Source organism: Rhizobium viscosum, assembly GCF_014873945.1.
Lineage (GTDB): Bacteria > Pseudomonadota > Alphaproteobacteria > Rhizobiales > Rhizobiaceae > Rhizobium > Rhizobium viscosum.
The window spans coordinates 135,806-152,561 of record NZ_JADBEC010000003.1 but is presented as its reverse complement, the minus strand read 5'-3'; the positions used below and the strand labels follow the sequence as shown (position 1 = coordinate 152,561).

The following is a 16,756-nucleotide window of genomic DNA, read 5'->3' as shown; positions in this document are numbered from 1 at the left end:
AACTCTCCCGATCTGCATTCAATGGCCCGCGAGGGGGCGCCATTCCGGCGGCCGCAGCAGGAGGGCTCACGCATGCAGAAAGGTTGGAGACTGATTGGCGCGGCGGCGATTGCCGTCATCGCCGGAACTTGTGCCGCAAAGGCCGATACGATCAGCTATGCCGATGCGATCACCGTGCTCGCCAAGGATTGCGGCGCCGATATCAAGAAGCTCTGCAAGGGGCTGAACCTCGGCAATAACAGGATTGCCGATTGCCTGGCGCAGAATTCCGCCAAGGTCTCGCCGACCTGCACCTCCACGCTCGCAAGCGTGTCGGCTTCGATCCAGAAGCGCGAGCAGGCGCAAACGAGTTACAGCAAGGTATGCGCCACCGACATGGCGCGGCGCTGCAATGGCGTTGTCGGCGACGGCTATATTCTCGCATGCTTGGCTAAAAAACAGAAAACGATCAGCGCCCAGTGCAATCAGGTCATATCAGATGCAGGATGGAGGTAAGGTCATGAAGATGAGGAAAATCGCCCTCGCCGGCTTTGCCGCCGCCTTCCTCCTGCCTGCCCTTGCGCTTGCACAGCAGGTCTCCGAACAGCGCATCATCAACGGCCTGGCAAAGCTGCAGGGCGCTGCCCCGATCGTCGATGTCGAACTCTTGCGGCAGGAGGCGATGAACGGATCAGGCAAAGAGATGTCCGGCCTGCCGAACTGGAGCAAGGTCGCGCGCCTGCCGCAGATGGTGGTCGAGATCGCCTTTGCCAACGACTCCGTCGCCATCGAGCCCGAATCCTACCGCACGCTCGGCATGATCGCCGATGCCCTGCACCATCCGAACCTCTGGGCCTACAAGTTCCTCGTCGTCGGCCATACCAGTTCCACCGGCAGCGACCAGCACAATCTCGACCTCAGCCAACAGCGGGCCGAAGCGATCAAGGAAATCTTGTCGACTACCTTCGCGGTTGATGCCGGGCGTCTTTATGCTGTCGGCGTCGGCGAATATTTCCCGATCGAGGGTTCCAAATCGGAAGCTGCCAACAACCGGCGCGTCCAGCTCTACAATCTCGGCGTCTTCACAAAGAAGCCGTGAGCAGGGAAACCGGGGATGGCATTCATGGACGTCCTTCGCGATCTTGCCGCATGGAGCACGCTCGCCATCGCCGCGATATTGCTGATCGTGCAATTGCTGGCGCATGAAATCGGCTATCGCCTCGGCACCGTCAGCAAGAAGGGCGTTCCGGGCCAGGCAGAAAATGTCGGCGTGGTGGTGGCCGGCATGCTTGGCCTTCTCGCCTTCGTTCTGGCCCTGACGCTTTCCTATTCGACGGCCCGTTTCAACGAGCGGCGGCAGGGAACGCTCGCCGAAGCCAATGCCATCGGCACGGCCTGGCTGCGGGCAACGGCTATTGGTTCGCCGCAGGCAGTCGACGTGGCGCGGCTGCTGGAGGATTATCTGAAAGCGCGGGAGGATTTCGTCAATGCCGGCCTCGATTCTGACGCGATCGCCACCGCTAACAGGGATACGTCGCGCCTGCAGCAATCGATCTGGGGTGGCGTCAGCGCCATTGTGCGGGAGCGGCCGGATCCGGTTTCGGCCTCGCTGATGGCCGCGGTCAACGAGGCCTTCGATGCCGGCACCAGCGAGCGTTTCGCCATGGGCATGCGTTTGCCGCCACAGATATTCTGGCTGCTTGCCGGCGTCATGCTGCTCAGCATGGCGGCACTCGGCTATCAATTCGGATTGAGAGGACGTCCGGTACGCATTCTTACCCTCCTGCTGACGGTGATCTGGACGGCCATTGTCGTCAACATCCTCGATCTGGCTTCGCCGAGGATCGGCAATTTCCGCACCAATGCCGTCGTCTACGAATGGACGCGTCAGGGCTTTGCCGGCATGGGTGGGCCGCCAGCTGCATCGCAATGAGGAGTGCGCCCTGCGCCCGCCCTGCCATCACCGACCGGTGACTATTTCTGGGCCGCCCCGCCAGCTTCCACCCGTTCCCCCATGCGCGTCACCAGCAGCGAATAGGCGACGTAGTACTTGTAGATATTGCTGACATATTGAACGGTCTCCCGCCCGACGATCTCCGCGGCGGCATTCTCCACATTGCCGAACCAGACATTCGGGTCGAGGCCCATGGTCTTCGCCTTGTCGCGGAATTTCCTGAGGTTTCCGGGGCCCGCATTATAGGCGGCAAAAGCGAAGAGCTGCCTGTCCTTGGCATCCAGTCCCTCGTCGTCGATATAGGTATCCATCAGGTGCCTGAGATATTTCGCGCCGGCCTCGACGTTGCGATCGGCGTCCTTGTCGATGCCGCTGATGCCGATCGCCTTGTCTCTCGCGGTCGACGGCAGCATCTGCATGACGCCGACGGCGCCGCGCGGCGAGCGCCGGGACTGGTCGAGCTGCGATTCCTGGTAGCCCTGCGCCATCAGCATCAGATAGTCGAAGGAATAGCTGCCGCCATATTTTCGGAAGATCTCGATCAGCGTCTGGAAACGGGCGACATCATCAGGCGCATAGGCGCGTTTGACGATCTTGTCCTGCTTGAAATAGGTGTTGCGCAGCATATTGCCGAAGGTCGTGCCGATCTTGTGGGTCGTAACGAATGCATTGAGTTCGGCCTTCAGTTCTGGGCTGTCCTTGCGGATCGCCCAGGCGATTTTGCCCTCAGAAGCCAGCACGATATCATGGCGCACCTTCATGTCGGGAAAGACATGCAGCCAGATATCCGCCTTGTAGACATCGACGACCGTGAAGGGCAGCAGTCCGGCATTGACCATTTCCATCAGGTCTTCATCCTCGAGGCTCTCGTCCATCACATGGACGCCGATCTCGGGTTTTCCCGCCGCTGAGAGCTCCTTGTTGCGGGCCAGAAGATGCTCGTAGTAGCTGCTCGATGCCCGCACCGCGACGCTCTTGCCGGAGAGTTCGTCGAGGCTTGCGACGACAGGACTGTCTGGTGCGGCGACAAGAACCTCCTTCGCATTGGCATAGAAGGGATCGGTGAAGTCCACCTCCTTCATCCGCGCATCCGTGATCGTCAGGTTCGCCATGACGATATCACCATAGCCCTCGTTGAGCGCGCCGAGCAGCCGGTCGCGTGGCATCGGCACGAAGACGATATGGATATGGTCGATCTGCTTCTTGCGATCCTTGTTGAGAGATTTTTCGAGTTCTAGCCCGAAGGCGACAGCCGTGCCGAACTGCCGCCCCTTGTCGACGAAATAGATCGTCTTGCTGTAGGGCACGAGCACGCGCACGATGCGCCGCTCCTTCATGGCATCGAAGTCGATGATGTGCTTCTGCAGAAGGCGCGGAGCATCTGCCTGCTGCGCCATCGCCTGCGTCATCCCGAGGGACACGACAAGCACGATGAGGACGAACAGCGCTTTCGGAAACGAGCTCATCGAGGCCTCCCCAGCAACGGCCATGAACGCATTCACTCTGTCTGCGGTTTTCGCTTTACCGCCGCGGGAGCTCCGGCCGCACTCCCGCGACGGTCAGGCAGGATCTATTGCGGTGATAGTCGTTCCAGTTCGTTTAGACGTTTCAGGGCCGCCTGTTGCCGAAGCAGGCCGTAGTTGATGCCGCTGGCATTGAGCGAGCTGCCTTCCTGATAGGGATATTGATCGAAGTCGGCGAAGAACTCCTTGATCTTCCCCTGTATCGGCACAAGCAGCCACATGTTGCGGGCAAGGAACTCGATCGCTCCTCCGCCGTCCTCCATGCCGCGTTCATAGGGGTCCATCCTGAGGTTGGCGATGACGGCCCAGCTCGGCACCTCGCGGGTCGCCGTGGCGATATTGCCGTGGCTTGCCGTTGCAAAGCTCAGTTTCCAGTCGTTCCAGCGCAGCGCATTGAGGTTTCCGCCCTGATCGAAATAATAGACCGTCTCGCGCGGACCGCTTTTCACCTCGCCCTTCAGCATCGGCATCAAATTGTAGCCATCGAGATGAACCTTGAAGGTCTTGGCCCCGGACTGAAAGCCGGCCTTCATCTGCTCCTTGAGATCGTCTATGCCGGCTACCGCCGCAAATGTCGGCATCCAGTCCATCAGCGTGACGATGTCATTGACCTCGGTTCCCGGCTTCACAACACCTGGCCAGCGTACCATCATGGGGATGCGGAAGCCGCCTTCCCATGTGGTGCCCTTTTCGCCGTGGAACATGGTTTGCGCGCCATCCGGCCACAGCGCGAGCTCGGCGCCGTTGTCGGTCGTGTAGAGAACGATGGTGTTCTCGGCGATCCCGAGCTGGTCGAGCTGATCGAGCAACTGGCCGACATGGCCGTCATGCTCCACCATGCCGTCGGCATGAATGCCCTTGCCAGTCTTGCCCATGGAGTCGGCTTTCAGATGGGTGAAGACGTGCATGCGGGTCGAGTTGAACCAGCAGAAGAAGGGTTTTTCCGCCTTTGCCTGCCGGTCGATGAAATCCTTTGCCGCGGCCAGGAATTCTTCGTCGACCGTCTCCATGCGCTTGGTGTTCAGCGCGCCCGTATCTTCGATCTTGCCGTCGGCCGTCGACTTGATGACACCGCGCGGGCCGAACTGCCGGCGGAAGGCCGGGTCCTTCGGATAGAAATAGCCTTCCGGCTCTTCCTCGGCGTTGAGATGATAGAGATTGCCGAAGAATTCGTCGAAGCCGTGTTTGGTCGGCAGGTGCTGGTCCTGGTCGCCCAGATGGTTCTTGCCGAACTGGCCGGTTGCATAGCCCTTCGTCTTCATCACGTCGGCAATGGTCGGCATCCAGTCCTGAATGCCATGCGGATCGCCGGGCATACCGATCGTCAGCAGGCCTGTGCGGAACGGCTCCTGCCCAAGGATGAAGGACGCGCGGCCGGCAGTGCAGCTCTGCTGCCCGTAGGAATCCGTGAAGATCGCCCCTTCCTTGGCGATCCGGTCGATATTCGGCGTGCGATAGCCCATCAGGCCCATCGTATAGGCGCTGATCTGCGGAATACCGATATCGTCACCGAAGATGACGAGAATATTCGGCGGTTTGGCAGAACCGCCTCCCTGGGCGGGTGCGGCCTGCTGTGTCTGTGCAGCAGCCTGATCGACAGTGGAAGCAACGGTGAGTGCCGTGAGTGCAAGCGACGTGCCACCGAGCAGAAGATCGCGGCGGCTGACGGGGGCAATCGGGTCATCCTGCTTTCGAATTTCGACGTCTTTCATCGAATTCCCTCCTTGAGATGAAACCTGCACGTGAATGCTTTGCCAAATTCCACGCTCGCGGAAGTACGTTACGGTAAACATCGGGCGTAAACGGCCGCGTTAACAGTCTGGGCTTTCTGCAGCCGCTGATATCAGCTCGTCACATATCCTTTGCCGCCGCGCGCTATTGCCCTGCGCGAAGCAATGACTAGGCGAATAACAGGCGGGCCTGAGCGCCGGTCGGGCGGATCAGGTATCGGGCTCGAGTTCGCTGCCCTGCTGAAGGCTCTGCAGCATATTGATGAGCCGCGGCGCCATCTCCCGGATTTCGGTCAGATGAATGGCCGTCAGTCGCCTCAGCACATCGTCAGCCTTTTCCGTCAGCTCCAGCGTCTGCCGCCGTTTATCGGCCGGATCCGCCCGGCGAGCGACATAGCCTGCGGCAACCAGCCGGCCGACGAGTTCTGTGGCCGAGTGCGGGGCGATGAGCAGGCGCTCGGCAAGCAGGCCGATCGTCATGGCGTCTTCACCGCGATGGCCGCGGATGGCGAGCAGCGCCTGATGCTGCTGCGCCGGTAGCCCCTCTTCCTGCGCGGCCGAGGCGCTGAAATCCATGAAGCGGCGTAGCGTATAGCGCAGGTTGGAAAGCGCCTCGTAATCGGCATCGGTCAGATCATTCTCCCGCTTTTTCACCACGCGTCCCCTGCTCTCACTGCATCCATGCGGTCACTTCCATCTGCCGGTGATCCTGCAGCATGCGCAGCGCCTGCATGAGTTCCGGCGCCATCTCGCGGATCTCATAGAGATGGGCCGATGTCAGGCGACGCAATAGCGCTTCCGCCTGTGCTGTCAACATGACGGCCGGCCGGCGCTTCTGTTTCGCCTCGATCGTGACATGGCCGGCCTCCTGCAGCGAAGTCGCAAGTTCTGCGGCCTCGTCAGGCGCGAGGAAGAGCTTGTTTGCGAGGTCAGGCAGGCTCATGCGCCCACCGACACCGAGCCCTTTGATCGCCAGCAGCGCCTGATGCTGCTGGCGCGTCAGGCCAAGCTTTTCGGCCGCTTTCCCACTGAACTGGCGAAACTTGCGGATCCTGTATCTCAGATTGGCGAGTGCCTCATATTCGATTTCCGATAGAGCGCGGTCGATGTTCGGCATGGTTCCAGCTCCTGATTTTGGCTGTTGATTTATATCGTACTACGATATATTTGCGGCGAGAACGAAGTCGTCAACAGGACCAGCAATGCCTCCCCAAAAAAACGCACATCGCCCCCATGATTTCATGGGCGGCCTCTCCCGGCGCGAGGCTGGGGACTTCACCACGGATAAGCGTGTTCTCGCCCTCGTCGGCATGGCGCTGATCGTCGGCACCGGCGGCGCCTTTGCCGCCTGGGTCCTGGTCAGCCTCATCTCGCTGGTGACGAACCTCGTCTGGTTTCACCGCTTCAGCATTGCGGCGGTTTCGATGGCGCAGGCGCCGCGCTCGGTCTGGATGGTGCTCATTCCCATCCTCGGTGGCCTCGTCATCGGACTGATGGCGCGCTTCGGCTCCGAGAAGATCCGTGGCCACGGCATTCCCGAAGCGATCGAGGCGATCCTGATCGGCGGCAGCCGCATGTCGCCGAAAGTGGCGATCCTGAAACCGCTCTCCTCGGCGATTTCGATCGGCACCGGGGGTCCCTTCGGCGCGGAAGGCCCGATCATCATGACGGGCGGCGCGATCGGCTCGCTCTTTGCCCAGTGCTTCCACCTGAGTTCGGCCGAGCGCAAGACGCTGCTGGTCGCCGGCGCCGCCGCCGGCATGACGGCGATTTTCGGCTCGCCGATCGCCGCCGTCATGCTCGCCGTCGAATTGCTGCTGTTCGAATGGAAACCGCGCAGCTTCATTCCGGTCGCGGTCGCCGCCTGCGTGTCGATCTGTTGGCGCCCCTTCCTGTTTCAGGCCGGCCCGCTCTTTCCCAAACAGTTCCACATGGACCTGCCCTGGTGGGGCATCCTGCTGTGCGCCGCCATGGGCATCATCGCCGGCCTGCAATCCGGCATCCTGACGACGCTGCTCTACAGGATCGAGGATCTCTTCGAGGCCCTGCCGATCCACTGGATGTGGTGCCCCGCCCTCGGCGGCCTCTTCATCGGCCTCGGCGGCCTGATCGAGCCGCGAGTGCTCGGCGTCGGCTACGACATCATCGACGGCTTGCTGAACAGCTCCATTCTGCCGGCGGCCGTGCTGACGATCCTGCTCGTGAAAGCCGCGATCTGGCTGGTTGCCCTGTCCTCAGGCACCTCGGGCGGTGTGCTGGCGCCGCTTTTGATCTTCGGCGGCGCGCTCGGCTGGCTGGTCGGCCTTTTCCTTCCCGGCGATCCCGGCTTCTGGGCGCTGCTTGGCATGGCAGCGATGATGGGCGGCACCATGCGCGCGCCGCTGACAGGAACCTTCTTCGCCGTGGAGCTCACGGGCGATGTCTCGGCGCTGTTGCCGCTTCTGGCGGCCACCGTTGCCGCCTATGCCGTGACCGTGCTCCTGCTGCGCCGCTCGATCCTGACAGAGAAGATCGCCCGCCGCGGCCAGCACATTACCCGTGAATACGGCATCGATCCCTTCGAGTTCTCCCGCGCCCGCGACATCATGATCAGGCAAGTCGATACGTTCCCGGCCGAGATGACGGTGGGTGAAGCGACCAATTTCTTCATGGCGACGCCGAAGACCCACCGCGTCTATCCCGTCGTCGACGGCAGAGGCATCGTGAAAGGGCTGGTCTCGCGTGGCGATGCGCTGCGCTGGCAGCAGGATGGCACGCTTGCAGACCAGACGCTCGGCGATCTCGTGTCCGACGCCTCGCTGCCAACAGCCCATCCCGACGATACGGTCGGTTATGTCGCCGATCTGATGCTGGCGACCGATGCCGGCCGCATCCCGATCGTCGATCCGGAAAACGGGCAGTTGCGTGGCCTCGTCGCCCGCAAGGACCTGCTGCGGCTGCGCCATTCGCTCAGGGCAACCGAGACGGAGCGCCAGCCCTATTTCGGATCGCGCCGGCAAACGGGCGAAGGGCACCTCGGCGAAGGACGCATGTAATGCTGGAACCCCGCCCCGGTCCCAAACGCCGGGGCAGCGCCCTTTCGAGTTCCGTTACCTCACGGCGGCACCACGCATTTACCCCAGGATTTACCGTAACGTACTTACGCCGCCGCGGCTTTTCTGATGCCCTTCCATCCGATGCTGAGCGCATGTCCGCTCGTGTCTCACGCGGACATCGGACGGTGAGGAGATGTGTCGATGGCAATCTGCAGCGCAGTCGCCTACGGGCGGATCGCAACAATCTATTTTGTCGCCGCGGCGTTTCTGGCGACGGGCGGCGGCACTCTGCAAGCCCAGCAGGCGAGCCAGCCAGCTACTGCCGCAACACAGGATGAGCCCTCCACGACCCCACCATCCAGTACCTTGAGCGATGACGATATGCAGGTGCTGGTCGCCCGCATCGCGCTCTATCCCGACGAACTCGTGGCGCTGATAACGACGGCCTCCCTCTATCCGCTGCAGATCGTCGAGGCCTCCCGCTTTCTGGATCAGCTGAAGAGCAATTCGTCGCTCAAACCCAAGGACGACTGGGACGGCAGCGTGGTCTCACTGCTGAACTACCCTGACATCGTCAAGATGATGAGCAACGACCTCGACTGGACCCAGCAGCTCGGCGATGTCGTGGCCGACCAGCAGAAGGACATGCTGATAGCCATCCAGACGCTGCGCGACAAGGCCGTCGCCGATGGCATCATCAAGAGCGACGACAAAGTGAAGGTGGTTCAGCAGGCCGACAATATCGTCATCCAGGCCGCCAATCCCGAGAAGATCTACGTCCCGCAATACGAGCCGCGAATGCTCTATGAAGAGGGCTATGCGGCCGAACCCATCGGTTACTATCCCGAACCCTATCCGAACTATTTCTATCCGACTGCGACCTTCTTTGCCGGCTTCGTCACCGGCGCCGTGTTCGGCGCTGTCGTCGACTGGGATCGCTGGGGTGTCTGGGGCGGCCGTTTCAATGGCAACGACATCGATATCGACTGCGACAATTGCCTCAACGGCCGCAACGGCAAGGTCAATTTCAACGATGTCGACTGGAAGAATGTCGATCGCAGCAAGATCAAGTTCGACCACAACCAGTTCGCCAATATCGACAAGACCAATATCCGCAATCGGCTGGAGGCCGGCGGCAATACCGATATCAGGGCCAAGGCCAAATCGGTCCGCGCCAACAATGCCAAAATCGACCGAGCCCGCGTGACACCTTCCGCGATCAAGGATGTCAGGGCAAACAAGGTGCGGCCTGACGGCGGCAGCGCTGGCAGCAAGATCGCCAGCCGACCCGCCGGCGGCGGCGATATCGGTAATCGCGCTGCCAATCGGCCGGCCGATGCCCGTCGCGGCGAAGTCGGAAAACGGCCCGGCGGAAACCGCGACGCCAAGCGTCCTGCCATGGCCGGCAAGCGCGATGTACGCCCCAGCAAGCCTTCCGGCCTCGGCGAAGTGCGCCCGCGCAGCTCCGCCAATCTGGCGTCGCAACGGGGTGGCCGCGCCATGGGTGGCGGCCACCAGTTCAGCGGTCCCCGCGGCGGTGGAGGCCATCAGATGGGCGTCCGGCGCGGCGGCGGTGGCGGTCATGCGCGCGGCGGCGGCGGACGCCGCCGGTAGATCGGCCCGTAGATTGGACAGAGGGAGCATTGCCATGGCTTTGAACACCCGTTGCAGATACTACCTGATTGCAGCCCTTGCCGCCGGCGCCTGCCTGCTGGTCGGAACGGCTTATGCCGTCGAAGATAACAGACTGGAGGATCTGGTTGCCGATGCGCCCCCGCAGGAATTCGCCTCGCCGGAGGAAGCGATGGCCGCTTTCAAGGAAACCGTGACTGCCTCCGATCTGGACAAGCTCGCAGCCCTTCTCGGCGTCAAGCCGGATCGCCTCAAGGCGACCGAGGGCGTCAACGAGACGCTTGCCGTGATCAAGGAGGGCGTCTCGCGCCGCATCGGCCTCGAGACAAAGGAAAACCGGAGCATCATCGATGTCGGCGATATCATGTGGCCGTTCCCCTTCCCGATCGAGAAGAAGGAAAACGGCAAATATGCCTTCGATCCGGTCATCGGGATCGAGGAGATCATCAACCGTCGCGTCGGCGAAAACGAGATCCAGACGATCGAGACTGTTCGCGGCTATGTGGATGCGCAGGAAGAATATGCTGAAGAGGATCACGACGGCGACGGCGTGCTCGAATATGCGCAGAAACTGGTGAGCACGCCCGGTCGCGCCGATGGCCTCTACTGGCCGGAAAGCGAAGGTCTCGGCCAAAGCCCGGCTGCCCCCTTCATCGATTTCGTCCAGTTCAGCAACAGGGATGAAAAGGGCTATTTCGGCTACCGCTACAAGATCCTGACCCGCCAGGGCGACAACATAGCCGGCGGCGCTTACGACTATGTCATCAACGGCAACATGATCGCCGGCTTCGCCCTTGTCGCCTGGCCGGTGAAATATGGCGAGACCGGCGTCAATACCTTCGTGGTCAACCGCAATGGCATCGTCTACCAGGCCGATCTCGGCGCCGATACTGGCACGATTGCGCCCAGGATCAACCAGTTCAACCCCGGCGACCAGTGGACCGTGACGGAGGATTGAGGCAGGCCGTCCTCGATCTTCTGCCAGCGGAGAGCCAGCTCACTGCAGCAGATGCAGGGCGGCAACGAAGGCGAGCCAGAGCGCTGCGCTCCAATGGTTGAAGCTGCCGGCGTAGTAGCGCTGGCGCATAGACGCAGCGACGAAGATCATCAGGGCGGCATAGAGAAGCAGGCATTTCGATGCCGTCTCAGGAATGTTCGACCGTGCAGAGACGGCGTGGCCAAAGCGATATAACACTCCAGACGAAGCGCCTGACCGTCGCCCTCGATACCGCGTCTAGTTCGATTGACTTCATCGTGCAGTCAGCTCGCGACCCAGAGGATGCAGGCAAGGCCGGCAGAGAAGACCGTGAGAACCAGCGCGAGTCTCAGAAAAATCCACAGATCGTCCGTGTGATCGAACGACACTTCGGTTCTGCGCTGCTGCGCGTTTAAGGATGGATGAGACCGAGCCACATGGCGCATACGCGCTTGCATGTAATAAGCCCACCAACGACCATACATCGCCTTTTCCTTTCGCATTGTCGGAGCAGACGAAGGATCATCCGCGTCGAGCAAAGCTACTGGTTCGGGCATATGTTTTCGATTGGGACGGAAGGGCGCCGGCATAGGCTTCCCATAAAGACAAACGGGATCGTCGTTGGCCTGCCGGCCTTAATGCAATTCCTATATTCCCTGCCCCGCAGCAATATCGATTTCCTATGGGCTTTTCGTCAGACTCACTCACGTATCCTGTCGATAACCTCAAGGAAGAAACCCATGTTCGGCCGCAGCGGCGTAACCTACCTGGCGCGTGAACGCGAGATCATTGCCGGCCGCGCCCGAACCGGGAAGACCTATCGTCACTTTCTGACGAGCCTGATGACCACAGGCGTCCTCGTCGTTCTGCTGGCCGGCGCCATCGTCATCCGGCTGGCCGCTTGAGATGCCGCTTTCCAGCGCGGGTCCTGCTCAGTCTGCCGCAGCAAAATGCGCCATCTGGTCGGTCTCGCGCAAAGGACGAATGGCTGGTGCATGTTCCGACACGACCGGCATATTTTTGTGCCGACAGCGGGCCATCATGCGCGCACACGATGGCCGCAATGCATTACCGACCGAGCCAGCGATACTCCTCGATCGACGCCTTGCCGGTCTTCTTGTCGTAGAGGCAGATCAGGTTGACGTTCTTGACCTTGCTCTTGCCCTTGCCCATCGAGCCGCGCAGCAGCACGGCGACCTTGCCCGTGGCATCGTCGAAGACAACAGGAGCGGTTGCCTCTGGCGTATCCATGCCCGACTGGCCGATACAGGTGCCGTTCACCTTGGCGAAGAGCGCATTCCACGCGGCATCGCTGGAGGCGCCGGCATAGTGAGCCGAAACAAGCATGGCGGTTGCCGCAATCGTCATTGTCTTGATCATTCTCAAATCCTCGTTGAACGGAAAGGAATCGCGCATCGCGTGGGGCCAGTTTAGTGATGAGCGAGCGGGGCCAAAAGAAGGCGGTAGGATGCTTCACGCGGCCAAATGATCAACCGCGTGCAACCTCAGCACGCAACCAATCGGCCGCGGCGCGGACGCTGGCACCGGGCGGCGGATCAGTGTTCGTGACCAGATGGTACGTATGGCCGGGAACCGTCGGGCCGAACGGCTGGACGAGATGCCCGGCTGCCAGCTCGTCCCGTACAAGAGCCAGGCTCAGCAGCGCTATTCCTTGCCCGGCGACCGCGGCCTGAATCGCATGGCTCTCGTCGGAAAAATGCAATTGTCCCTGAGGCGGCGGCCGGACAAGACCGGCTGCCGAGTACCAGCGTTCCCAGGTGGGATTGAGCGGGTGATTTCGCCGCCACTGAAAATGGATCAGCGGCACGGTGCCGAGATTCCCGATATCCAGCGCACCGAACCGCGGATTGGCCACAGGCGCAAAGTCGTCGGCAAACATCACCTCCGCGCTCAGGCCGGGATACGGCCCGCGGCCGTAACGGATGGCGATATCGACGCTACTTTCCGCAAGCTCCACCGCTTCGTCTGAGGCATGCAGCTGAAGGTCGATATCCGGATGGAGGGCGTGGAAACGTGCAACCCGCGGCACCAGCCATTTGGCAGTGAACGCGTTTGTCGCCGAAATCGTTACCCTGGCGCGTTTGCGGATTTGCATCAGTCGATCGAGCGCCGCCTCGAAAGTGTCGAATCCATGCCGCAGAACAGGGTAAAGCTGCGCGCCTGCCTCGGTCAGCATCACCTTGCGCACCTGCCGGCTGAACAGGACAAGGCCGGTGTGCTCTTCCAGAGACCTGATCTGGTGGCTGATGGCTGTGGGCGTGACGCCGAGTTCCGCCGCCGCGCGCTTGAAGCTCAGCAGGCGGGCAGCTGCCTCAAAGGCACGGAGCGCGGAAAGCGGCGGAAGTCTGCGCATGATCCCCATGGATGAGTTTTATTCATTCGATAGCTGACGAATTGGAGTTTGTCGAGGCAACTACATTTGTTCATTCTCTTCATGTCGCCGAGATTCAAAAGATGAATCCATCTTGATCATCGGCTTTTCGCAAGGAGTGAATCAATGTTGGAACGCGTCGTCACCGAGCCGGACAATTATGCCCCCTTCCTGCTGTCGCAGGGCATCAGGTTCGGCAATCTGCTGTTCATCTCCGGCCAAGCCGGCGCCAATGATGACGGTCAGATCGTCGATGGCGGTTTCCGCGCCCAGGGCGAACAGGCTTTTGCCAATCTGCGCCGCGCGCTGGAGGCCGGCGGCTCAAGCCTGGAAGACGTCGTCAAGGTGACGATCTTCGTCACTGACATGGGCCATTTCCTCGATGTCGTCGAACTGCGCCGCAAATACTTCTCCGAACCCTACCCCGCTGACACGATCGCGGAGATAAAGGCGCTCTACGATCCCAAGGCCATGATCGAAATCGAAGCGATCGCCGCAATCGGGAATGGAAGCCGCTGAACGCGTGGCCTCAATGCGTCCCCAGGCACATCTCCGCGCCGAGCAGCAGAAGGCAGACGAGAGACCAGTGGCGGAAGGTTTCAGGAGCAATCCGCCCGCGCAGCCCCTGCCCGACCCACATGCCCGCCAGTGCTGGCACAATCGCAAGTACCGAGAGTACAAGGTTGCCGCCGTCGAAAGCGCCGCGCAGTCCGAGCGCGGCTGCCAGCGCGATGGTGGAGACTGTGAAGGACAGGCCGAGCGCCTGTACCAGATCATCCTTCGCGAGCCCCAGCACCTGCAGATAGGGTACAGCGGGGATGACGAAGACGCCGGTGCTGCCGGTTATCAGTCCCGTCGTCGCACCGATGACCGGCGAAAGCCATGGTTCCATTACCTCCGGCACGCGGAGTTGACGGGCAAACAGCGAATAGGCCGCATAGAGCACCAGTGCTGCGCCAAGCCCTCTCGTCGTAAGGCTGGTATCGCCGCTCGCAAGCCATGCCGAACCGAGCATCGTTCCCGCAATGATGGCTGTCATCATCGGCCAGAACCGCCGCAGAAGAGGAACGAAGCTTGGCCCTGCAAACAATTGCCAGATATTGGTGACTGACGACGGCGCGATGAGCAGGCTTGCCGCCGTCAGCGGCGAAGTCAAAACACCCAGTACGCCCATGGCGACCGTCGGAAGTCCCATACCGGTGACACCCTTGACGATGCCGGCGGCAAAGAAGGTGGCGGTGACGGCTGACACGAAGGTGATGGAAAGATCGGACATGCCGCATCGCTAGCAGCTTCCGATACCGGCACAATGCGGAAGTCCCTCTCCCAGCCTTCGGCTGGTCCGAAGGCTGAAAATGCCCTATCCTCGCAAAATGCGTTTCGATCTGACCGACCTTCGCCTGTTCCTGGCCGTCGTCGATGCCGGCAGCATCACCCACGGCGCCGCAGATGTGGGCCTCTCTCTTGCCGCTGCCAGCGAGCGCCTGCGTGACATGGAAGCGCTCGGCGAGGTTACCTTGCTGGAACGCAGCCGGCGCGGTGTCGCTCCCACGGAGGCAGGCGAAGCGCTGGCCCACCATGCCCGCGTGATCCTCGCCCAGATCAGGCAGATGCATGGCGAGCTCGGCGAATATGCGCGGGGGCTGCGTTCGACGATCGGCATTCTTGCCAACACGGCCGCCATGTCGGAACATCTGCCTGAAAAGCTGGCGGACTGGATGGCGGCCAACCCGCGGGTCGATCTGCAATTGAAGGAGCGCCAGAGCGTCGAGATTGCCAGAAGCGTGGCGGCCGGCCATGCAGAGATCGGCATCCTCTCTGCCTCGGCCGACATGGCCGGACTGACGGTGCGACCTTTCGCGATAGACCGGCTCGTCGTCGTTGTGAGTAGCGGCCATCCTCTGGCATTGGAGAGCAGCGTCCGCTTCGCCGATCTCGTCGATGAGCATTTCATCGGCCTCGCCGCTGGCGCCCTGCAGGATCATATCGACGCGCAGGCAGGTCGTATCGGTATCAGGCTTAAGACCCGCGTGCGGCTGCGCGATTTCGGGGCCATCTGCCGGCTGGCCGGTGCCGGCGTCGGTATCGGCATCGTGCCTGATACGGCGGCCCGCCGCCAAAAACGATCATCCGGCATTGCCATCATCCGCCTGTCGGATGAGTGGGCGACGCGGCACCTGGTGGTCTGCACGGCGGAAGGGGCGGAACTGCCCGTCCATACCCGCAGCCTTCTGGACCATCTAGCTGCTGCCCGGCCCGAATTGCGTGTCGAGCCAGTCCAGAACCCGTCTGTTGAGCAGTGACCGGTTCTTCATCTCGCAATGGCCGTCCGCGCCTTCTTCGGCGGTGAACCGCATCAGCGTCTTGGGGCAGCGCAGCGTATCGAAGAAAAGCCCGGCATCGGCGGCAAGCCCGTCATTCTCCGCCTGGGTGATCAAGGTCGGGCACTGGATGCGTTCCGCATGTCCCCGCATGGTGAAAAGCTCGGCCGAGGCGAGGAAGGCGCGCAGATTATCCACCCCATGCACCCAGAATCCCCGCTGCACCACCTTCCAGTTCAGCACCGGATTGCTGTGGATGAAGGCGTCCATCGTATCGAGCAGTGTCTGATCGAGGGCGCCGAGATCGGCCGTCGCTTCCGCAGGCACGCCGAACTTTTGGACGATGACCTTGCGGAAACCGTCGGCAATGCTCCAGGTGCCGGGATCGGCAATCAGCGCAGCAATGCGCGGCTCGCCCGCCGCCCCGCGCGGAGCGAGAAACCCGCCGAGGCTCCAGCCGCTGAGCGCGATGCGATCAGGGTCGACGAGCGGATAGTTCACCGCAAAATCCACCACCGCCCTGATGATTACGTCCCAGTCCGGCCGCAGCGGAATGCCGTGCTCGTAGAGCATGGCGCCCTGGCCGGGACCGTCGAAGAGCAGGCTGTGATAGCCGCGCCGCGAGGCTGCGACGGCGCAGGCGAAATAGGTGTCGGTGATGGTGCCGTCATAGCCGTTGTTGAAGATGATGAGCGGGCGCATCTCATGCTCGAGCCCCTGCGCGGGAATGAAATATCCAGGCATCGGCGTCTCAGCAAGCGGAATGGAAAGCGGCTCGATCGTCGGCGCCGAGAGCGCAAGCCCCATCTCCAGGGCATCCGTCTGCTTGCGGAAGGCGGAAAGCAGCCGCGGATCGACAGGTGCGCCGTAGAGCGGATGATAGGCGGCGGCGTAGAAGACGCTTGCCCGCAGATAAAGCTCGCGCGCGCTGACCTTATGCCCCCCGGAAAGCGCGGCTTCGGCCTCGCCTTTCAGCCGGTCGCCGGCCGAAACCCACGCTTCGTAAAAGGCGGAGTGATCGCCATCGCCGACGGCTTCCGCCACGGCCCGGATCTCGCCGAAATCCGCCCCGCCATAGGGAATATAGGCAATCGGCCAACTGCCGAAATCCTCATGCAACTCATTCCTGAACAGCATGCTCATCGCCGACTCCACCAGTGGCTGCTGCGGCTGTGATCGCGATGATTATAGTGGTGGCTTCCGGCCCTGTCACG

At 61.7% G+C, this 16,756-nt stretch carries 18 protein-coding genes; 9 read left to right on the top strand and 9 right to left on the bottom strand.

Annotated elements, in window-relative coordinates:
• Positions 1-72: 72 nt before the first annotated feature.
• Genes H4W29_RS32815 through H4W29_RS32805 form a run of 3 tightly spaced genes read left to right on the top strand, consistent with a single transcriptional unit; the run spans position 73 to position 1,912 of the window.
• Positions 73-495 (top strand): hypothetical protein, encoded by a 423-nt coding sequence (locus H4W29_RS32815; protein ID WP_192733029.1) that lies wholly within the window; start codon positions 73-75, stop codon positions 493-495.
• A 4-nt stretch (positions 496-499) separates the two neighbouring features.
• Positions 500-1,078, top strand: a complete 579-nt coding sequence (locus H4W29_RS32810) for an OmpA family protein (protein ID WP_192733028.1) — start codon at positions 500-502, stop codon at positions 1,076-1,078.
• Between the two features lie 24 nt (positions 1,079-1,102).
• The gene (locus H4W29_RS32805) at positions 1,103-1,912 is read left to right on the top strand and encodes a bestrophin-like domain (protein WP_246517650.1); all 810 of its coding nucleotides are present in this window, start codon (positions 1,103-1,105) and stop codon (positions 1,910-1,912) included.
• Between the two features lie 41 nt (positions 1,913-1,953).
• On the opposite strand, the gene H4W29_RS32800 is transcribed toward H4W29_RS32805, so the two are convergent.
• The 4 genes from H4W29_RS32800 to H4W29_RS32785 all read right to left on the bottom strand — a co-directional run bounded on the left by H4W29_RS32800 (position 1,954) and on the right by H4W29_RS32785 (position 6,303).
• Positions 1,954-3,399 carry an MltF family protein gene (locus H4W29_RS32800; protein ID WP_246517649.1) on the bottom strand — a complete coding sequence of 482 codons (1,446 nt, stop codon included), beginning with the start codon at positions 3,397-3,399 and terminating at the stop codon, positions 1,954-1,956.
• A 104-nt stretch (positions 3,400-3,503) separates the two neighbouring features.
• Positions 3,504-5,168 carry an arylsulfatase gene (locus H4W29_RS32795; RefSeq protein ID WP_192733026.1) on the bottom strand — a complete coding sequence of 555 codons (1,665 nt, stop codon included), beginning with the start codon at positions 5,166-5,168 and terminating at the stop codon, positions 3,504-3,506.
• 228 nt (positions 5,169-5,396) lie between these two features.
• On the bottom strand, positions 5,397-5,762 hold the full coding sequence (locus H4W29_RS32790; RefSeq protein WP_192733276.1) for a MarR family winged helix-turn-helix transcriptional regulator: 366 nt from the start codon (positions 5,760-5,762) through the stop codon (positions 5,397-5,399).
• 94 nt (positions 5,763-5,856) lie between these two features.
• Entirely contained in the window at positions 5,857-6,303 is a 447-nt protein-coding gene (locus H4W29_RS32785; RefSeq protein WP_192733025.1) for a winged helix DNA-binding protein, read from the bottom strand.
• Positions 6,304-6,388: 85 nt separating this feature from the next.
• Between H4W29_RS32785 and H4W29_RS32780 the strand changes: the two genes are divergently transcribed.
• The 3 genes from H4W29_RS32780 (at position 6,389) to H4W29_RS32770 (ending at position 10,811) form a co-directional block, all read left to right on the top strand.
• On the top strand, positions 6,389-8,221 hold the full coding sequence (locus tag H4W29_RS32780) for a chloride channel protein (protein ID WP_192733024.1): 1,833 nt from the start codon (positions 6,389-6,391) through the stop codon (positions 8,219-8,221).
• Between the two features lie 201 nt (positions 8,222-8,422).
• Positions 8,423-9,835, top strand: coding sequence for a DUF3300 domain-containing protein (locus H4W29_RS32775; protein WP_192733023.1), 1,413 nt, complete (start codon positions 8,423-8,425; stop codon positions 9,833-9,835).
• 34 nt (positions 9,836-9,869) lie between these two features.
• Positions 9,870-10,811, top strand: a complete 942-nt coding sequence (locus H4W29_RS32770) for a DUF2950 family protein (protein WP_192733022.1) — start codon at positions 9,870-9,872, stop codon at positions 10,809-10,811.
• A gap of 39 nt (positions 10,812-10,850) precedes the next feature.
• Here H4W29_RS32770 and H4W29_RS32765 read toward each other — a convergent pair whose 3' ends face one another.
• On the bottom strand, positions 10,851-11,048 hold the full coding sequence (locus H4W29_RS32765) for a hypothetical protein (RefSeq protein ID WP_192733021.1): 198 nt from the start codon (positions 11,046-11,048) through the stop codon (positions 10,851-10,853).
• 521 nt (positions 11,049-11,569) lie between these two features.
• On the opposite strand from H4W29_RS32765, the gene H4W29_RS32760 reads away from it, so the two are divergent.
• Complete coding sequence (locus H4W29_RS32760; RefSeq protein WP_192733020.1) at positions 11,570-11,734, top strand: hypothetical protein; 165 nt, start codon at positions 11,570-11,572, stop codon at positions 11,732-11,734.
• Between the two features lie 163 nt (positions 11,735-11,897).
• Here H4W29_RS32760 and H4W29_RS32755 read toward each other — a convergent pair whose 3' ends face one another.
• Positions 11,898-12,209 (bottom strand): hypothetical protein, encoded by a 312-nt coding sequence (locus H4W29_RS32755; RefSeq protein WP_192733019.1) that lies wholly within the window; start codon positions 12,207-12,209, stop codon positions 11,898-11,900.
• Between the two features lie 109 nt (positions 12,210-12,318).
• Positions 12,319-13,212 carry a LysR substrate-binding domain-containing protein gene (locus H4W29_RS32750; protein ID WP_210332488.1) on the bottom strand — a complete coding sequence of 298 codons (894 nt, stop codon included), beginning with the start codon at positions 13,210-13,212 and terminating at the stop codon, positions 12,319-12,321.
• Positions 13,213-13,347: 135 nt separating this feature from the next.
• Between H4W29_RS32750 and H4W29_RS32745 the strand changes: the two genes are divergently transcribed.
• Positions 13,348-13,740 carry a RidA family protein gene (locus H4W29_RS32745; RefSeq protein ID WP_192733018.1) on the top strand — a complete coding sequence of 131 codons (393 nt, stop codon included), beginning with the start codon at positions 13,348-13,350 and terminating at the stop codon, positions 13,738-13,740.
• A gap of 10 nt (positions 13,741-13,750) precedes the next feature.
• Here the strand turns inward: H4W29_RS32745 and H4W29_RS32740 are convergent, their stop codons facing one another.
• Complete coding sequence (locus H4W29_RS32740) at positions 13,751-14,497, bottom strand: sulfite exporter TauE/SafE family protein (RefSeq protein WP_192733017.1); 747 nt, start codon at positions 14,495-14,497, stop codon at positions 13,751-13,753.
• 97 nt (positions 14,498-14,594) lie between these two features.
• Between H4W29_RS32740 and H4W29_RS32735 the strand changes: the two genes are divergently transcribed.
• Positions 14,595-15,524, top strand: coding sequence for a LysR family transcriptional regulator (locus H4W29_RS32735; protein WP_192733274.1), 930 nt, complete (start codon positions 14,595-14,597; stop codon positions 15,522-15,524).
• Here the strand turns inward: H4W29_RS32735 and H4W29_RS32730 are convergent.
• Positions 15,462-16,685, bottom strand: coding sequence for an alpha/beta hydrolase family protein (locus tag H4W29_RS32730; protein WP_192733016.1), 1,224 nt, complete (start codon positions 16,683-16,685; stop codon positions 15,462-15,464). The genes H4W29_RS32735 and H4W29_RS32730 overlap by 63 nt on opposite strands.
• Positions 16,686-16,756 lie beyond the last annotated feature (71 nt).

Bases quoted from the DNA above. Each gene is read 5' to 3' on its own strand.
- H4W29_RS32815 (WP_192733029.1), top strand. From the start codon at position 73: ATGCAGAAAGGTTGGAGACTGATTGGCGCGGCGGCGATTGCCGTCATC.
- H4W29_RS32810 (WP_192733028.1), top strand. From the start codon at position 500: ATGAAGATGAGGAAAATCGCCCTCGCCGGCTTTGCCGCCGCCTTCCTC.
- H4W29_RS32805 (WP_246517650.1), top strand. From the start codon at position 1,103: ATGGACGTCCTTCGCGATCTTGCCGCATGGAGCACGCTCGCCATCGCC.
- H4W29_RS32800 (WP_246517649.1), bottom strand. From the start codon at position 3,399: ATGAGCTCGTTTCCGAAAGCGCTGTTCGTCCTCATCGTGCTTGTCGTG.
- H4W29_RS32795 (WP_192733026.1), bottom strand. From the start codon at position 5,168: ATGAAAGACGTCGAAATTCGAAAGCAGGATGACCCGATTGCCCCCGTC.
- H4W29_RS32790 (WP_192733276.1), bottom strand. From the start codon at position 5,762: ATGGATTTCAGCGCCTCGGCCGCGCAGGAAGAGGGGCTACCGGCGCAG.
- H4W29_RS32785 (WP_192733025.1), bottom strand. From the start codon at position 6,303: ATGCCGAACATCGACCGCGCTCTATCGGAAATCGAATATGAGGCACTC.
- H4W29_RS32780 (WP_192733024.1), top strand. From the start codon at position 6,389: ATGCCTCCCCAAAAAAACGCACATCGCCCCCATGATTTCATGGGCGGC.
- H4W29_RS32775 (WP_192733023.1), top strand. From the start codon at position 8,423: ATGGCAATCTGCAGCGCAGTCGCCTACGGGCGGATCGCAACAATCTAT.
- H4W29_RS32770 (WP_192733022.1), top strand. From the start codon at position 9,870: ATGGCTTTGAACACCCGTTGCAGATACTACCTGATTGCAGCCCTTGCC.
- H4W29_RS32760 (WP_192733020.1), top strand. From the start codon at position 11,570: ATGTTCGGCCGCAGCGGCGTAACCTACCTGGCGCGTGAACGCGAGATC.
- H4W29_RS32755 (WP_192733019.1), bottom strand. From the start codon at position 12,209: ATGATCAAGACAATGACGATTGCGGCAACCGCCATGCTTGTTTCGGCT.
- H4W29_RS32750 (WP_210332488.1), bottom strand. From the start codon at position 13,212: ATGGGGATCATGCGCAGACTTCCGCCGCTTTCCGCGCTCCGTGCCTTT.
- H4W29_RS32745 (WP_192733018.1), top strand. From the start codon at position 13,348: ATGTTGGAACGCGTCGTCACCGAGCCGGACAATTATGCCCCCTTCCTG.
- H4W29_RS32740 (WP_192733017.1), bottom strand. From the start codon at position 14,497: ATGTCCGATCTTTCCATCACCTTCGTGTCAGCCGTCACCGCCACCTTC.
- H4W29_RS32735 (WP_192733274.1), top strand. From the start codon at position 14,595: ATGCGTTTCGATCTGACCGACCTTCGCCTGTTCCTGGCCGTCGTCGAT.
- H4W29_RS32730 (WP_192733016.1), bottom strand. From the start codon at position 16,685: ATGAGCATGCTGTTCAGGAATGAGTTGCATGAGGATTTCGGCAGTTGG.